At 42.6% G+C, this 15,938-nt stretch carries 10 protein-coding genes; 6 read left to right on the forward strand and 4 right to left on the reverse strand.

Features of this window, described 5'->3' with window-relative positions; genetic code table 11:
- The first annotated feature begins 50 nt into the window (after positions 1 to 50).
- Complete coding sequence (locus tag DSL64_RS20375; protein ID WP_229217166.1) at positions 51 to 338, forward strand: DUF4160 domain-containing protein; 288 nt, start codon at positions 51 to 53, stop codon at positions 336 to 338.
- Complete coding sequence (locus DSL64_RS20380) at positions 338 to 637, forward strand: hypothetical protein (protein WP_115832772.1); 300 nt, start codon at positions 338 to 340, stop codon at positions 635 to 637. Before DSL64_RS20375 ends, DSL64_RS20380 begins: the two co-directional genes overlap by 1 nt.
- Here DSL64_RS20380 and DSL64_RS20385 read toward each other — a convergent pair whose 3' ends face one another.
- Positions 638 to 1,549: a DUF1338 domain-containing protein gene (locus tag DSL64_RS20385; protein WP_115832773.1), complete on the reverse strand. Its 912-nt coding sequence runs from the start codon at positions 1,547 to 1,549 to the stop codon at positions 638 to 640.
- A gap of 236 nt (positions 1,550 to 1,785) precedes the next feature.
- Here DSL64_RS20385 and DSL64_RS20390 point away from each other — a divergent pair, with 236 nt between their 5' ends.
- The 3 genes from DSL64_RS20390 to DSL64_RS20400 all read left to right on the forward strand — a co-directional run bounded on the left by DSL64_RS20390 (position 1,786) and on the right by DSL64_RS20400 (position 7,892).
- On the forward strand, positions 1,786 to 4,101 hold the full coding sequence (locus tag DSL64_RS20390) for a PSD1 and planctomycete cytochrome C domain-containing protein (protein WP_115832774.1): 2,316 nt from the start codon (positions 1,786 to 1,788) through the stop codon (positions 4,099 to 4,101).
- A gap of 128 nt (positions 4,102 to 4,229) precedes the next feature.
- A complete protein-coding gene (locus DSL64_RS20395) occupies positions 4,230 to 5,687 on the forward strand; it encodes a DUF1501 domain-containing protein (RefSeq protein WP_115832790.1) in 1,458 nt (485 codons plus the stop codon).
- The gene (locus tag DSL64_RS20400) at positions 5,688 to 7,892 is read left to right on the forward strand and encodes an FN3 associated domain-containing protein (protein ID WP_115832775.1); all 2,205 of its coding nucleotides are present in this window, start codon (positions 5,688 to 5,690) and stop codon (positions 7,890 to 7,892) included. It begins immediately after the preceding gene.
- Here DSL64_RS20400 and DSL64_RS20405 read toward each other — a convergent pair whose 3' ends face one another.
- Positions 7,893 to 8,633, reverse strand: a complete 741-nt coding sequence (locus tag DSL64_RS20405) for an MIP/aquaporin family protein (RefSeq protein WP_115832776.1) — start codon at positions 8,631 to 8,633, stop codon at positions 7,893 to 7,895.
- A 157-nt stretch (positions 8,634 to 8,790) separates the two neighbouring features.
- On the opposite strand from DSL64_RS20405, the gene purB reads away from it, so the two are divergent.
- Positions 8,791 to 10,146, forward strand: coding sequence for an adenylosuccinate lyase (gene purB / locus DSL64_RS20410; protein ID WP_115832777.1), 1,356 nt, complete (start codon positions 8,791 to 8,793; stop codon positions 10,144 to 10,146).
- Between the two features lie 61 nt (positions 10,147 to 10,207).
- Here purB and DSL64_RS20415 read toward each other — a convergent pair whose 3' ends face one another.
- Together DSL64_RS20415 and DSL64_RS20420 are read right to left on the reverse strand one after the other, a co-directional pair.
- Positions 10,208 to 12,760, reverse strand: a complete 2,553-nt coding sequence (locus DSL64_RS20415) for an adenosylcobalamin-dependent ribonucleoside-diphosphate reductase (RefSeq protein WP_115832778.1) — start codon at positions 12,758 to 12,760, stop codon at positions 10,208 to 10,210.
- 296 nt (positions 12,761 to 13,056) lie between these two features.
- On the reverse strand, positions 13,057 to 14,976 hold the full coding sequence (locus tag DSL64_RS20420) for a S9 family peptidase (RefSeq protein ID WP_199539453.1): 1,920 nt from the start codon (positions 14,974 to 14,976) through the stop codon (positions 13,057 to 13,059).
- Positions 14,977 to 15,938 lie beyond the last annotated feature (962 nt).

Below are 15,938 nucleotides of genomic sequence, written 5' to 3' on the forward strand. Positions count from 1 at the left end.
CAGACCACCGAGCAGGATGACTCTATTTTTTGTATTTTAGTAAAAACTTTATGAATTCATCCAAACCAGAACCAATGCCTGAGATATCACGTTTTTTCGGAATAATAGTTTATATGTATTTCAAAGATCATTTGCCACCGCATTTTCATGTTGAGTATAATGGTCAGGAAGCGCAATTTTCAATTGAGACAGGAAATATAATTGTTGGAGACTTACCAAGAAAACAAACCCGGTTGATTCAAGCTTGGGTAGAACTTTACAGGGAAGACTTGTATAATAATTATGAAGAATCCCAAAAAGACAATGGACATTTGAGAAAGATAAAGCCATTACAATAATGAATCCGAGAATCGAAAAAATCATCTCTATAGATCCTTTCATTATAAGGGCTTTATGGACAGATAAACAAGTCAGGACTATCGACTTCGGAAGGTTTTTATCAGAATATTTTGATAAAGAGGAAAGCATTTTTCATAGAATATTGAATAAAAATGCTTTCCTGGGTGCCAAGACTGATGGCCGTACAATTTATTGGGAAGGAATTACTGAAATGGAGGACTATAACGGAGAAGTCATTTCAGCCCCTTTAGACTTTTGCCCGGACGTGCTTTTTGAACAGTCTGTATTGGAAGAGTAATCACTTCGAGGTTTGTGTCGTATACGTGCTTTCAAAGATTTTATCTGCATTAGCAGCTTCAAATCCATCACGACGATGCTTCCTGGTAATCTGATCTTTATGTAGATCCTGAAACTCCGGTAAAATCTTCCGCTCTGCAAATTCTACATAAGAACCTGAAATCCGAAGTGTTTCTCCATCTGCAAATGAGGCATTAATCATTTCCGCCACAGTCGCACTTTGGATCAAGCCACCATCCGGACTCGTTTTGACCTTACCACCCGAGGTATTAAGTTTTATGCCTATTCCCTCCAGAAACTGATTGAAATCGGCCACGGTATTATATCCTTCAGGCAGGTTATGTACACTAATCGTAAAATGATTCAGATAATACCGATTGTAAATCACCCAGGCTGCATATTCACTTTCTTTGAGCAATGTCTGGTACTCAGCGACAGTCGGAGTTCTCCATAATGGTTTATGCAAAAAATGATCTACTTCTTCTCCGTTATCAAGATTGAGTGAATCAGCCGGATCAGTTTTTACTTCATCTGTATAGCTGCGGATAATACGCTGACTTTCTTCTGATAAATCACCCACGCGCAGTTCACTCACGAAAATGCGCGGGTCTGTTTCTCTGGGTGGACTATACCACCATGCATCCAGCTTTTTGCCCTCGAAATAATAATGATCACGTTTCTTGTAACCATAATGCAGGAATATTTTCTCAAAAGACTTAACTCCGAGATGGGGTAGACCCATGGTACGGAAGGCGATATGGTCATTTTCAATGTCATTGCTGGTCGTGATCATGCCCGAAGTTACCATTGCATCCATAATCGTTTTCACATCAGGTACCCTTTCTGTATAGCGGCGCATCAGTCCGTTCAATATTATATCCAGGGTTTTTAAGTTTTGTGATGAATTTTCCATAATTTAATATCTGGTTGATTATTAAATATTTATATCTGTTTTTGATCGTGAAAGGATATAAATGCAGGTAGGATTTCTTTTGTACTGATTTAACCTGTTTGGTATTATATCTTTTCCAATCTCAATTGCTTATGATAAGATTGGAAAATGTGAGCTAAAAGAAAAATCTCTGCCAATAAATTTTATTTTTATAAATATATTGTGAAAAAATTTAATATAAATTAAGTCGTCATCCAATGAAAAAGCAGATTTCCCTCCTGATAGCATTGTCGGCATTCTTCGGGATCATTGCTTTTTCATGCTTTCAAAAAACGGGTGTACTGAATAAGAAGTCAGGCGACGCGATCAGCTACAATTTTGATGTGCGACCCATTCTTTCTGACAAATGTTTTGCCTGTCATGGTCCTGATGCTAATAAGCGTGAAGCGGGTTTAAGATTGGATCTTGCGGAAAGTGCCTATGCAAAGCTCAAAGATGGAAAAGGTGTAGCCATTTTCCCGGGGAAGCCTGAGCAGTCAGAAGTATATAAACGTATTACATCCGTTGATCCGGACTATCAGATGCCCACCCCGGAATCACATCTGGGATTGCTCACAGTGAACGAAACAGGGATTATTAAAAACTGGATTGAGCAGGGTGCCAGGTATGAGAAACACTGGGCATTTATAGCGCCGGTCAGTCCGAAAGTGCCGGAAGTGGATGGAGATTGGGCAAAGAATGAAATAGATCATTTTGTGCTCACAAATATGGAAAGCGAGGGTTTGAAACCTAATGATCAGGCAGACCAGAGCCAGTTGCTCAAAAGGTTATCTCTGGATCTGACAGGGTTACCTCCTTCACTTGAACTTCAGAAGCAATTTGAAGGCAATAGAAGTGAAAAAGCGTATGAGCAAATAGTGGATCACTTGCTCAATCAAAAATCGTATGGAGAAAAAATGGCTGTTTACTGGCTGGATCTGGCCCGGTATGCAGACTCGTACGGTTATCAGGATGATGAGGTCAGAACGCAATGGCCATGGCGCGACTGGCTGATTCATGCTTTTAATAAAAATATGTCCTATGATCAGTTCCTGACCTGGCAGATTGCCGGCGATATGTTGCCGGGCGCAAGTAAAGAACAGATTCTGGCAACAGCTTTTTTTCGAAATCATAAGTATACCGAAGAGGGCGGTGTGATTCCCGAAGAATATCGGATTGAATACAATATTGATAAGACCAAAACTTACAGTACCGGAGTGCTAGGATTGACCGTGGAATGTGCACAGTGTCATGATCATAAGTATGATCCCGTTTCCCAGGAAGACTATTACAGGTTGTTTGCTTTCTTCAACAATTCAAAGGAAGTGGGGTATGAAGGCGATGTTTCTCAATCGAAGCCAGCTAAAAATCCGATGATGTCTATCACTGATAGGGAAGCAAAATCGCTGTTGTCATTCATCAACCGTCCTGATACCAGCCGTCTGATTGTTTCAGTGCTGGGCGACCTGGATACACTCCGTCCCACGCATATTCTGAACCGTGGTGTATATGATGCGCCAGGCAAAATTGTAACAGCCAGGGCGCTCCCGGCAGTAATGAAGTTTGATACTGCAAAATTACCGCAGAACCGGCTCGGACTAGCAAAATGGACTACCAGTAAAAGCAATCCACTTACGGCAAGGGTTTTTGTGAATCAGATATGGCAGGAGTTCTTTGGCCGGGGTCTCGTGAAAAGTACCGGCGACTTTGGTATGCAGGGAGATTTGCCCACACATCCCGAATTGCTGGACTGGTTGGCGGTAGACTTCATGAATCATGGTTGGAATATCAAAAGGCTGGTGAAACAGATCGTCACGTCTGCTACCTACAGGCAGTCTGCAAAGAGTACTCAGGAAAAACTGAATGCTGATCCCGAAAATATTTATCTTTCCCGTGGGCCTCGTTACCGTTTACCAGCAGAATTGGTGCGGGATATGGTGCTGTCGTCAAGCGGTTTGTTGATAAGCAAAATCGGGGGGGCAAGTGTAAAACCTTATCAACCCAAAGGATTATGGGAAGCGGCTACTTCCGGTAGGGGGTCGCTCCGAACGTATCAGCAGGATCGGGGAGAAGCTTTGTACCGGAGAGGTATGTATACATTCATCAAACTCACTGTGCCACCACCGTCCATGATCATTTTTGATGCAAGCAACAGGGATCATTGTGAGATAAAACGCTCTAAAACCAATACGCCGCTGCAAGCTTTAGTGATGCTGAATGATCCCACAGTACTGGAAGCATCACGTGTTTTAGCAGAAAAATTAACACTGAAAACAATCAGTACAGAAGATAAAATCAAGGAATCTTTCCAGCGGATTATTTGCAGAAAACCATCTGACAAAGAGTTGAAACTGTTGGTCGAATATTACAGGGAAGAGGAGAAGGGTTTTGTTAAAGATAAAAAACAAGCCTTTAAAGTGCTGAACGTAGGAGAATACCGGCACGAGAAAAAGGTAAAGGAAAACGAGGCTGCAGCCCTGATGAGGGTGATTAATACGCTGTACAATATGGAAGAGGCGATCACGAAATCTTAGTGAGCTCTTAGCTTTGAGCAGTTGGCTTTTAGCTTTTCAAAAAATACTAACAGGAGCTAAATTGAGATATTCATCAGAAAGCAAGATTAAAGCTAATGGCTGATAGCCAGCAGCTAAAAGCTAACAACATGGAAAAACAGGTTTTTGATTTTGGAATGAATACGACCAGGCGGCATTTTTTGTCCAGGCTAAGTCTTGGATTGGGAAGTGCTGCGCTGGGCTCTTTACTGATTCCAGATATTTTTAAAGGAAATGCTGAGAGCGATGTGAATGATCTGGTGGCAGGTTTACCCCATTTTGCTCCGAAGGCTAAACGTGTCATTTACCTGTTTCAGAATGGAGCACCATCTCAGCTGGATCTTTTCGATTATAAACCATTACTTAATAAAATGCATGGGCAGGATTTGCCGGAATCCATTCGTGGCGGGCAGCGACTTACCGGCATGACGGCCAGTCAGGCTACGTTTCCGCTTGCTGGTTCGATCTTCAATTTTAAGCAATATGGAAAATCCGGTGCCTGGATGAGTGAGCTGCTTCCTTATACCGCCAGTATCGTGGATGATCTTTGTATTATTAAAACACTCAATACAGAAGCGATCAATCATGATCCGGCACTAACTTTCTTTCAGACCGGCGCGCAGGTAGGAAACCGGCCGAGTATGGGAGCATGGCTGAGTTATGGTTTAGGAAGTGAAAATCAGAATCTGCCTGGATTTTGTGTTCTGTTATCGAGGGGAAAGGGTAATGGACAAGGAGTTTATTCCAAATTGTGGACAAATGGGTTTTTGGATTCGGTACACCAGGGGGTGCAATTTAGCAGTGGAGAAAATCCGGTTTTGTACCTCAATGATCCCGATGGTATGGATCGTACGCAAAGACGTAAAATGCTCGATAAGTTGTCAGAGCTGAATCAGGGTACTTATGAGAACTTCGGAGATCCTGAAATAACTGCAAAAATTCAGCAGTATGAGATGGCATATCGCATGCAGACTGCCGTACCGGAAATTACCGATATGTCCAAAGAACCTGAATCCATCATCAAAATGTATGGCCCGGAATGTCTTGTCCCCGGTACCTATGCGGCCAATTGCCTTTTAGCCAGAAAGCTTTCCGAACAGGGAGTGCGGTTTATTCAATTGTATCACCAGGGATGGGATAGTCATGGCGGGCTTCCCAATGAAATTAAAGGTCAGTGCATGGATGTGGACCAGGCATCTGCCGCATTGGTGACAGATTTGAAACAGCGTGGATTGCTGGATGAAACGCTGGTCATATGGGGAGGTGAATTTGGCAGAACGAACTATTGTCAGGGAACACTCACCAAAGATAATTATGGTAGGGACCATCACCCGAGAGCATTTACTGTCTGGATGGCGGGAGGAGGTATCAAGCCGGGGATTGTGTATGGCGAGACAGACGACTTTGGCTATAACATTGTCAAAGATCCTGTGCATGTACATGACTTCCACGCCACAATCCTGAACCAACTCGGTTTGGATCATGAGAAGCTTATTTTTAAAAATCAGGGGAGACGCTACCGGCTTACAGATGTTGCCGGAAAGCTGGTAAACGGTATTATAGCTTAAATGAACCCGAAAAATAACCCTGCTCAGCATCAGTTTCCGGAAGAGAATACGAGAGAGAAATCAACGTCCTGGTGGGATCGTTTGGCTTATCATATCGCTTTTTTTCTGAATGGCTTACTCATTTTTCTACTCATTTTTGAGAGCCGGTTTGTTGCGCCGCAATGGATGAAAGCTGTCGGGAGAATTCATCCTCTTGTACTTCATTTTCCATTGGTGGTGCTGATGTTGTATGGAGTTTGGGTGTTGATATCAGGGAAAAAGGAGTCAGGAAGATGGAATCAGAGATTGGCAGAAATCCTTCTTTTGATCGGAGTTTTTACTGCTTCTGTTGCTGCATTTTCAGGTTTTATATTGTCCAAAGAGGAGGGTTACGAGCTGGAAACGCTGGTCTGGCATAAATGGACGGGTGTGGCAGTTTCGTTGTTCAGTATTATCTGGTACAGTTACCGCCATTATTTTTTGCCATGGAAAATTACTTCCAAAATCGTTGCTGTCAGCTTCATTGCAGTTCTTACAATCGCAGGTCATTTAGGAGGGAATCTAACGCATGGGAATGATTTTCTGATCTCTCCGCTTCCCGCTCCGGAAAAGAAGAAAGTGGCGATCGAAGATGCATTGGTATATGATGATCTGGTTCAGCCTGTGCTGCAGCAAAAGTGTTATGCGTGCCACAACGGAGAAAAGTCGAAGGGGGATTTGCAAATGCATACACGCGAATTACTGGCGAAAGGAGGCAAAAGTGGCATGCTTTGGGATACTACAAAGGCCGACCTGGGATTGCTGTTACAAAGGATTCATTTGCCGGCCGAAGATAAAAAACATATGCCTCCGAGAGGGAAAGTACAGCTGACAGATGATGAAGTGATGTTATTGGCTGCATGGATCAAAAGTGGTTCGAGGTTTGATCAGAAAGTAAGCACTCTTTCGCCGCAGGATCCTGTTTATAGCTATGCGATCAATATACTGGGTGGTGGCAGGATTGAAGAATATGATTTTGTAGCTGCTGACCCGGCAGCGATTCAGAAATTAAATACGAACTATAGGTTGATAAGGCCGCTCTCTGCTGAATCCCCGGCTTTGTCTGTGAACTTTTATAACAGAGCAAGTTTCAAATCAGAAGATGTAGCCGGTTTGTCGGCATTGGCGAATCAGATTGTTTCAATGGATCTGAGCAAAATGCCTGTAAAAGATGAAGATTTGAAATCGCTGGCTCAATTTCCTGAACTACGCAAACTAATCCTGAATTTTACAGATATAGAAGGCAAAACGTTGGGTGAATTGCGCAAGCTAACCAGGTTGAGGGAATTATCTTTAAGTGGAACACAGGTAACTATAGCCGACGTTAAGGTACTCGCCGGCATGCCTTCTCTTCAGAAAGTATATGTCTGGAGTACTTCGGTGAAGCCGGAAGACATTTCAGCTTTTAAAGTGCAGACTAAAATACAGTTTGAAACAGGTTACCAAAGTGATACCGTGATTCTCGCTTTGAATCCTCCTATTATTGAAAATCAAAATCAGATACTTTCGGGCAATGCAACCATAAAGCTGAAACATCAGATTCCTGGTACGACAATTCGCTACACCATTGATGGTTCAGAACCTGATAGTCTGACCTCGCTTGTTTACAAAGAACCAATTCGTATTGCTAAAAATACCAAGGTCAAAGCCCGTGCATTCAAATCAGGTTGGTATGGAAGCAAGGGAGCAGAGAAGTTCTTTTTTCTTTCAGCTTTTCCTATTGATAGCGTGAGACTCATTACCCCTCCCGATCCAAAGTATCCTGCACAGAAAGACGCTACTTTGGCAGATGGTATCAAAAGTGATAATTCACAGTCGAGCGGTAAATGGCTTGGTTACAGAGATACCGACTTTCAGACTTACCTGTTTTTTAGGAAGCCTGTACATGCTCAAAATGTTACAATTAGTATGCTTCAGTCGATAAACGGATACATTTTCCCTCCCGTAAAAGTTGAAGTGTGGGGTGGGGCAAATGAAAACAACCTCAAATTACTCAAAACGATTACCCCGGACAGGCCTGTAAAAGAGAGTCAAAATGTGGATAATCTGGCGATTGAAGCTGATTTTCAGCCACAGGATATCAGTTGTATTAAAATTAAAGCTGTTCCGCTCAACAAGTTACCAGCCTGGCATCCCGGAAAAGGTGAAAAGGGATGGATATTCGTAGATGATGTTTTTGTGAATTGATTACATAGAAAACGAACGCAGGATAAACCCGGCAACCAGCGCTCCGGCAATGGGGCCGACTACCGGAATCCAGCCATAGCTCCAGTCTGAAGAGCCTTTTTCGGGTATAGGAAGAATAGAATAAGCTAATCTTGGGCCTAAATCCCGTACAGGGTTAATGGCATAACCAGTAGTGCCACCAAGCGACAGACCTATACTCCACACCAGCATACCTACCAGATAGGGGGCAACACCGGACGGAATACCTCCTTTATCCGGATCGGCAGTCCCGGAATAACCGATGGCCACTATTCCGACGATCAGTATCACTGTGGCAATAAATTCACTGAGAAAATTAGGAATGGTTGCACGTACTGCAGGGCCAGTCGAGAAGCAGGCAAGTTTGCTACCTGCATCTTTGGTGAGTTGCCAATGAGGATAGTACTGTACCCAAACCAATACAGCACCCAGAAATGCGCCGATTAATTGTGCCAGAATATAGGAGGGAACCATGCTGTAATCATTTTTCAGAGCCGCAAAACCGAAAGTAACTGCGGGATTGAGATGAGCAGCGGCACTCCCGAAAGCATTGGCTGTAAAAACGCCGATCATTACTGCAAATCCCCATCCGGCTGTAATGACGATCCAGCCACCGCTTTCTCCTTTTGTATTTTTGAGGACTACATTGGCTACGACGCCGTTACCCAATAATATCAGAACCATCGTTCCGATTAACTCGCCAAGAAAAGGAGATTGCTGCATTTTAATTAAGATGTTCAGATTTGGTCAGCGAATATGCGAATTGTTTTAAAATATCTTACATAGATACTAAAAAGAATATTTCATAGACCTGTTACCGGTTTTCGATACCTATTTCTACTAACTTTGTACGATAATCTATTTTTCTGTATTGAAAATCATGTCATTAAACCAACTCACGGCTATTTCACCGGTAGACGGCCGTTACTACAAACAAGTCTCGGAACTTTCGGCCTACTTTTCGGAATACGCATTGATTTACTATCGCGTATATGTTGAAGTTGAATACTTTATAGCATTGTGTGAAACATCGCTTCCGCAACTTGCCGACTTCGACAAAAGTAAATATGCCTCTCTGCGTAAAATTTATGAGGATTTTTCGGAGCAGGACGCCCAACATATCAAGGACATTGAAAAAACGACCAACCACGATGTGAAAGCGGTTGAGTATTTCATAAAAGAAAAATTTGTTGCTCTTGGAATTGAGACCTATCAGGAATTTATTCACTTCGGACTTACTTCGCAGGATATCAACAACACTGCCATTCCACTTTCATTGAAAGATGCTATGGAACGCCAGGTGAAGCCCCTGTTCCGTCAGGTACTTTTCGTTTTGAAAAGGATGTCTATAGAATGGAAAAATGTACCTATGCTCGCATTTACACACGGACAACCTGCTTCTCCTACACGCGTAGGGAAAGAATTTCTGGTTTTTGTTGAGCGTTTGGAAAGACAGCTGGAAATGCTGGATAAAATTCCAAATTCTGCGAAATTCGGGGGGGCAACAGGAAACTTCAATGCACATCACGTAGCTTATCCAAAGCAGGACTGGATGGCTTTCGGGAATCATTTTGTGGAAGGTCTTGGACTGAAAAGAAGCAAGCACACTACACAAATCGAGCATTACGACAACCTGGCTGCGACTTTCGATTGTCTTAAGCGTTTGAACACAATTCTTACCGATTTGAACAGAGATATGTGGACTTACATATCAATGGGTTATTTCAAGCAAAAAATCAAAGCGGGAGAAATAGGATCGTCGGCAATGCCTCACAAAGTGAATCCGATTGATTTTGAAAACTCGGAAGGTAACCTTGGTTTAGCTTCGGCGTTGTTCGAGCACTTTGCAGCAAAATTGCCTGTTTCCCGTTTACAACGCGATCTTACAGATTCCACTGTACTTCGTAACATTGGTGTTCCAATTGCACATCAGTGCATCGCGCTCAATTCTTTAATTAAGGGATTAGGTAAAGTGGAGTTGAACGGCGAAATACTGAAAGCAGAACTGGAAGATAACTGGGCTGTAGTATCAGAGGCTATCCAGACTATTCTGCGCCGTGAAGGTTATCCGAAACCCTATGAAGCCTTGAAAGAACTAACGCGTACAAACGAAAAAATCACACACGAGTCAATTTCAAGGTTCGTTGAAACGCTTGATGTGTCTGAAGAAATTCGTGAGGAATTGAGAGGAATCAGCCCTTATAATTACCTTGGGGTGGTTGAGGAGACGAAATAAATCTTGACAGAAACCATAAAATAAATCGGGTCAGAATTGTACAATTCTGACCCGATTTATTTTACCCACACTTCGAACTCCCGCAATCCTTACATGTCAGACAACCTTCCTGATACATCAGGTTAGTCGAATTACAATTCTGGCAGCTCTGCTTTTTCACTTCCGTTCCATCCGGTACATAACGTTTCAGGGCGCGTGCTACACCGTTTTTCCAGGTATTGATGGACTCGTCCAGTTGCAAACTGCTGATCAGATCCACCACTTTTTCAATTGGCATACCGTGGCGTAGTGTACTCGAAATCAGTTTGGCATAATTCCAGTATTCAGGATTGAACTTGTGCGACAGCCCTTCAATCGTCGTTTTATAACCTCTTGTGTTTTTATATTGAAAATCGTAACGGGAACTTCCGTCCGCCTCACGGTTTTTGATAATCAAACCTTCATCAACCCATCTTGGGATCAGAATACCGTCTTCATCATCTGCAAACCCGGTAAAAATTTCATAAGGCTGATCATCAATTAATCCGATGAATGCGATCCATTTGTCTTTTTTGTTTTGAAAACGAACTACTTCAGCTTCCAGAACCTGCGGTCTGATCGTCGGGAAAGGGGTATTGGCTACCACTTCAGGTTCCTTTTGCTTGTCATCTGTTGAGATCAATACACCCGAGCGTGAACCGTCGCGGTATACAGTCACACCTTTGCAACCTGCTTTCCACGCTTCCATGTAACATTCGCCCACCAATTCCTCTGTCACGTCATTCGGCATGTTAATGGTCACACTAATGGAGTGGTCTACCCATTTCTGAATAGCTCCCTGCATTTTCACCTTATTCAGGTAGTTTACGTCATTGGAAGTCGCTTTATAGTAAGGCGATTTTTTAACAATTTCTTCCAGTTCCTTTTCTGAATAATTGATGGTGATATCATAACCATTGATTTCCATCCACTGCTTGAAACGATGATGGAAAACAATATATTCTTCCCATGAATCACCTACTTCATCCACGAAATCCACACGAACGTCCTTGTCGTTCGGATTCACTTTCCTTCTTCTTTTATATACAGGAAGGAATACCGGTTCAATACCCGAGCTGGTTTGCGACATCAGGCTGGTTGTTCCTGTAGGAGCAATTGTCAGCAACGCAATGTTTCTGCGGCCGTACTCCAACATTTCATAATACAGCTGTGCATCGGCTTCCTTAAGTCGGAGAATGAACGGATTATTTTTTTCTCTGTCTGCATCGAATATTGTAAACGCTCCACGCTCTTTTGCAGTACGTACAGATGCCCTGTAAGCTTCGATGGCAACTGTTTTATGAATTTCAACAGAGAACGCTGTTCCTTCTTCGCTGCCATATCTGAGTCCTAGTGCGGCAAGCATATCACCTTCTGCTGTGATACCGATTCCCGTTCTGCGTCCTTCTTTCGCTTTGGTTTGGATATTCAACCAAAGATTACGTTCAGTACGTTTGATTTCTGCATCTTCCGGATCTTCATCAATTTTCTGCAGAATGGAATCAATCTTTTCAAGTTCCAGATCAATGATGTCGTCCATCATTCTCTGTGCTGCACCAATATGTTTTTTGAACAACTCCCAGTTGAACTTAGCCTCTTCGGTGAAAGGGTTTTCAACATAAGAAAACAAATTGATCGCCAGCAAACGGCACGAATCATACGGGCACAATGGAATTTCTCCGCAAGGATTTGTGGATACCGTTTCATACCCAAGATCAGCATAACAGTCAGGAACTGACTCGCGGATGATGGTATCCCAGAACAAAATTCCTGGCTCAGCCGAACGCCATGCGTTATGGACAATTTTCTTCCACAATGCGTTGGCATCTATATTTTTCTGGTATAAAGGACTTGTGCTGTTGATCGGATATTGCTGTTGATAGGAATTACCGGCCTCAACAGCTTTCATAAATTCATCGTCGATACGAACGGAAACGTTGGCTCCCGTCACTTTACCAGCTTCCATTTTGGCGTCAATAAAGTTCTCTGAATCCGGGTGTCTGATCGCGACAGAAAGCATCAGTGCACCCCGACGACCATCCTGCGCCACTTCACGTGTCGAATTCGAGTAGCGCTCCATAAACGGTACTATACCCGTTGAAGTAAGTGCGGAGTTTTTAACAGGAGAACCTTTCGGGCGTATGTGCGACAAATCATGCCCCACACCTCCGCGGCGTTTCATCAGCTGAACCTGCTCCTGGTCCACTTTCATAATGCCTCCGTAAGAGTCGGCAGCAGAACCATTGCCGATCACGAAACAATTGGACAACGAAGCAATCTGGAATGGGTTACCGATTCCGGTCATCGGACTTCCCTGCGGAATGATATATTTGAAATCTTTGATCAGATCGAAGATTTCGTCCTCATTCAGAGGATTCGGGTAACGTACTTCTATTCTCGCTATCTCTTTCGCAATGCGGCGGTGCATGTCGTTTGGAGTAGCCTCATAGATGGCGCCGTAAGAATCTTTAAGAGCATATTTGTTTACCCATACACGGGCAGCCAAATCATCTCCTTTAAAGTATTGAAGTGAAGCCTGAAACGCCTCTTCGCTAGTATAAGTTTGTGCTGTTTGCGGGGTCTTTTCGATTTCCATTTGGTGTGTAAAATGGTGTAGGATTTGTGAAGACTGTATATTTACAAATTTAAACATTTACTATTTCTGATGCTGTATACGTTAAATAAGTTTCCCGAAATAATTTTTAATTCATTGTATTATAATCGATTGTGTATTTCTGAGAGAAAAAAGTGTGCAAAAAATGATGAGTTGTTAAAGCGGTATAACGTAATGGGCTGATCTGACTAAGCACTAGGAGTTTACAAAAAAGAGATCGGCGTACACCGATCCCTCTGACTATTTTTTATCGAAATAATTTAATCCCTTCAGGAAGCTTAACCTGCCTTTTCAGTGGTCTTAGGTTTGAGGTATTTGTCCAGAAAATCGAGCGTCTTTTTTGAAGTGGTAATCTGATTTTCCTTTTTCACAAAGCCATGCCCTTCATCCGGATAAACCACATATTCCACAGGCACTCCGTTTTTCTTCACACCTGCCACAATCTCATCGCTTTCCACCTTCAAAACCCTTACATCATTAGCGCCTTGAAATACGATAAGTGGCTTTTTGATTTTTTCATAGTTGAACAACGGAGAGATACTTTTTAAGCGCACACTGTCTGCCGTTGAAGGGTCGCCCAATTCGTCATACAGCGCTTTTCTGGCCGCTTCCCAGTAGGGAGGAATACTTCTCAATGTTCTCAGCCAGTTAGCAACACCGAACAAATCGACGCCTACTTTAAATTCTTCCGGCTGAAAAGCAAGTGCTGCCAGTACCATGCAGCCTCCATAACTCCCACCGTAAATCCCGATCGCGCTGCTATCAATATAATCCTGACTGGCGAGCCACTTTTTACCCCACACGCAATCCTTCAAATCTCCGTTGCTATGGTCTTTGTTATCCATTTTATAGAACGTCTTTCCGTAGCCGCTGCTCCCGCGGTTGTTGACAGCCAGCACCGCATAGCCATGATTCACGAGATATTGTATGGAGTTGCTGAATCCCACACGACTCTGCCCGCCCGGACCGCCATGTACCCACACCAGTGCCGGTACCTTTGTATCTTTGCTTGCCTGTAAAGGTTTGTAGTAAATGGCTGGAATCTCTTTACCGTCGAAAGATTTGAATCTGACAACTTCAGCTTTGACCAGATCATTTTCATCAATGGCTTTGTTGAGTGTAGAGGTCAGCTGTTTCAGTTCTTTTTTCTCAATGTTATAGGTGTACAAATTGGCTGGACTGGTACTGCTCCCGACCGTCAATAGCAGGTTGTTTTCACTTGGTGAAATAATGACATTTAAGACATCTGCATCCTTGATATCAGGGAAACTGACCGCCTTGCCCGTGGCGTGGTCAAACAGTAATACTTTGTTTTTACCATCGTCATTGATGAAAATAGTGTGGTATTTTTCATTTTCGCTCAAACTCATATTGACCACATCCCATTTATCCTCAAAGTATTTTTCGGCTTTCCCGCTATTGATATTGTATTTGGTGATGTAGCTAAACTCACTGCCGTCGCTGGTGGCATAATACATAATGCTGTCGTTTTTCTCAAAAGCCAGCGGATACCAGGTTGCTTCATTGTCGTTGCTCAGGCGTTTGGTCGCTTTTGTATTGCGGTCGTACAGGTAAAGATCATTTTTATCTGCAGTGATTTCTTTTGTAAGTGCGATGTAACGTTCACTTTTACTGATACCCGACGGACTGTATCCTTCTTTATTTTCAAAAAGCAGTGTCGGTTTCCATGATGCCGTTTCCAGTTTCCAGATATCGAAATATTTTTGGTCGCGTTGGTTGCTGCTCACATACATCGCCTTTTTGTCGTCGCTCCATCCCGCAAAACTATTCGCACTTTTGGGCCAGGGCGTCAGGTCTTTAACTGTGGAATCGGTTTTACTTTTCAGATAAAGATGTGTGTTTTCATCACCTCCCTGATCTGCCGAATAAATGTATTGCTCGCTTTTAGGTAGATAATCCACCGCGAAAAATGATTCTTTTTTGGAAGCAGTAAGCGGTTTGGAAGTTGTATCCGCAATATTGAGCTCGTATACATTGAAAATCCCGGATGCATTATTGCTCACCAACACTTTGGATTCGTCGCTATTGAAACCAGCCGCAGAGATAGACAGATTACTCGCCAGATCTTCGATGGCATATTGTTTGGGCGTTCGGGGTTGGCCTTCGTCCTTTTTGGCGCAGCAGCCCAACAGCCCGGCCATCAGCACCGCAGCTAACACTGATTTTGATTGAAGCATTTTAGTTGAAGTTTTAGTAAGAGAATTTGATTGTATAAAGATATGAAATACAATTACTTACTAATGATGGAGGGGAAGTATTGAGTGAGCGGTTGGGTTTCATTTCAACCTTATAGAGAATTGGAATATATCTTTACCCATGTCTTCTGAGTACTCAGCCACTAATATGTATAAACAATAATGACATCATTGTGAGAATGCCGTCAGGCATATAATATTGGTAGTACATGTTTTGATGAGAATTACAGCAAAATGCCGTCAGGCATGTAATATCGGTAGAGCAATGGATATGTGATCTGGTATTTATGAGTTACATCCCTAACGGGATTTATGAGGTGGTTATGGTTATATATTTCTACCAAAATTGCATCGCTACGCGATTTTGATATAATAATACTAGTACTATTGTCGAATACTGTCTGGGATACTGTTAGGAGGACTATGTATGATTGCTTGTAGTGGCTACAAGCTATAATGTTGGCAGTGCCTCACTTTTTGAAAGGTAATCAACTGCGACAAAAGATTCCTTTTTTGGAATAGGAACCCTACAGCCCGGCCATCAGCACCGCAGCTAACACTGATTTTGATTGAAGCATTTTTGTTGAAGTTTTAGTAAGAGAATTTGATTACATAAAGATTTGAAATACAATTACTTACTAATGATGGAGGGGAAGTATTGAGTGAGCGGTTGGGTTTCATTTCAACCTTATAGAGAATTGGAATATATCTTTACCCATGTCTTCTGAGTACTCAGCCACTAATATGTATAAACAATAATGACATCATTGTGAGAATGCCGTCAGGCATATAATATTGGTAGTACATGTTTTGATGAGAATTACAGCAAAATGCCGTCAGGCATGTAATACTAAATCAGAATTATACTGACGTATTTTTAATGTAAGGAAAGCACGTCAAGGAAATTACATTGTCCGCTGACTCAGAAATCTTTTCGACGATCT

It is taken from the genome of Dyadobacter luteus (assembly GCF_003383615.1).
Lineage (GTDB): Bacteria > Bacteroidota > Bacteroidia > Cytophagales > Spirosomataceae > Dyadobacter > Dyadobacter luteus.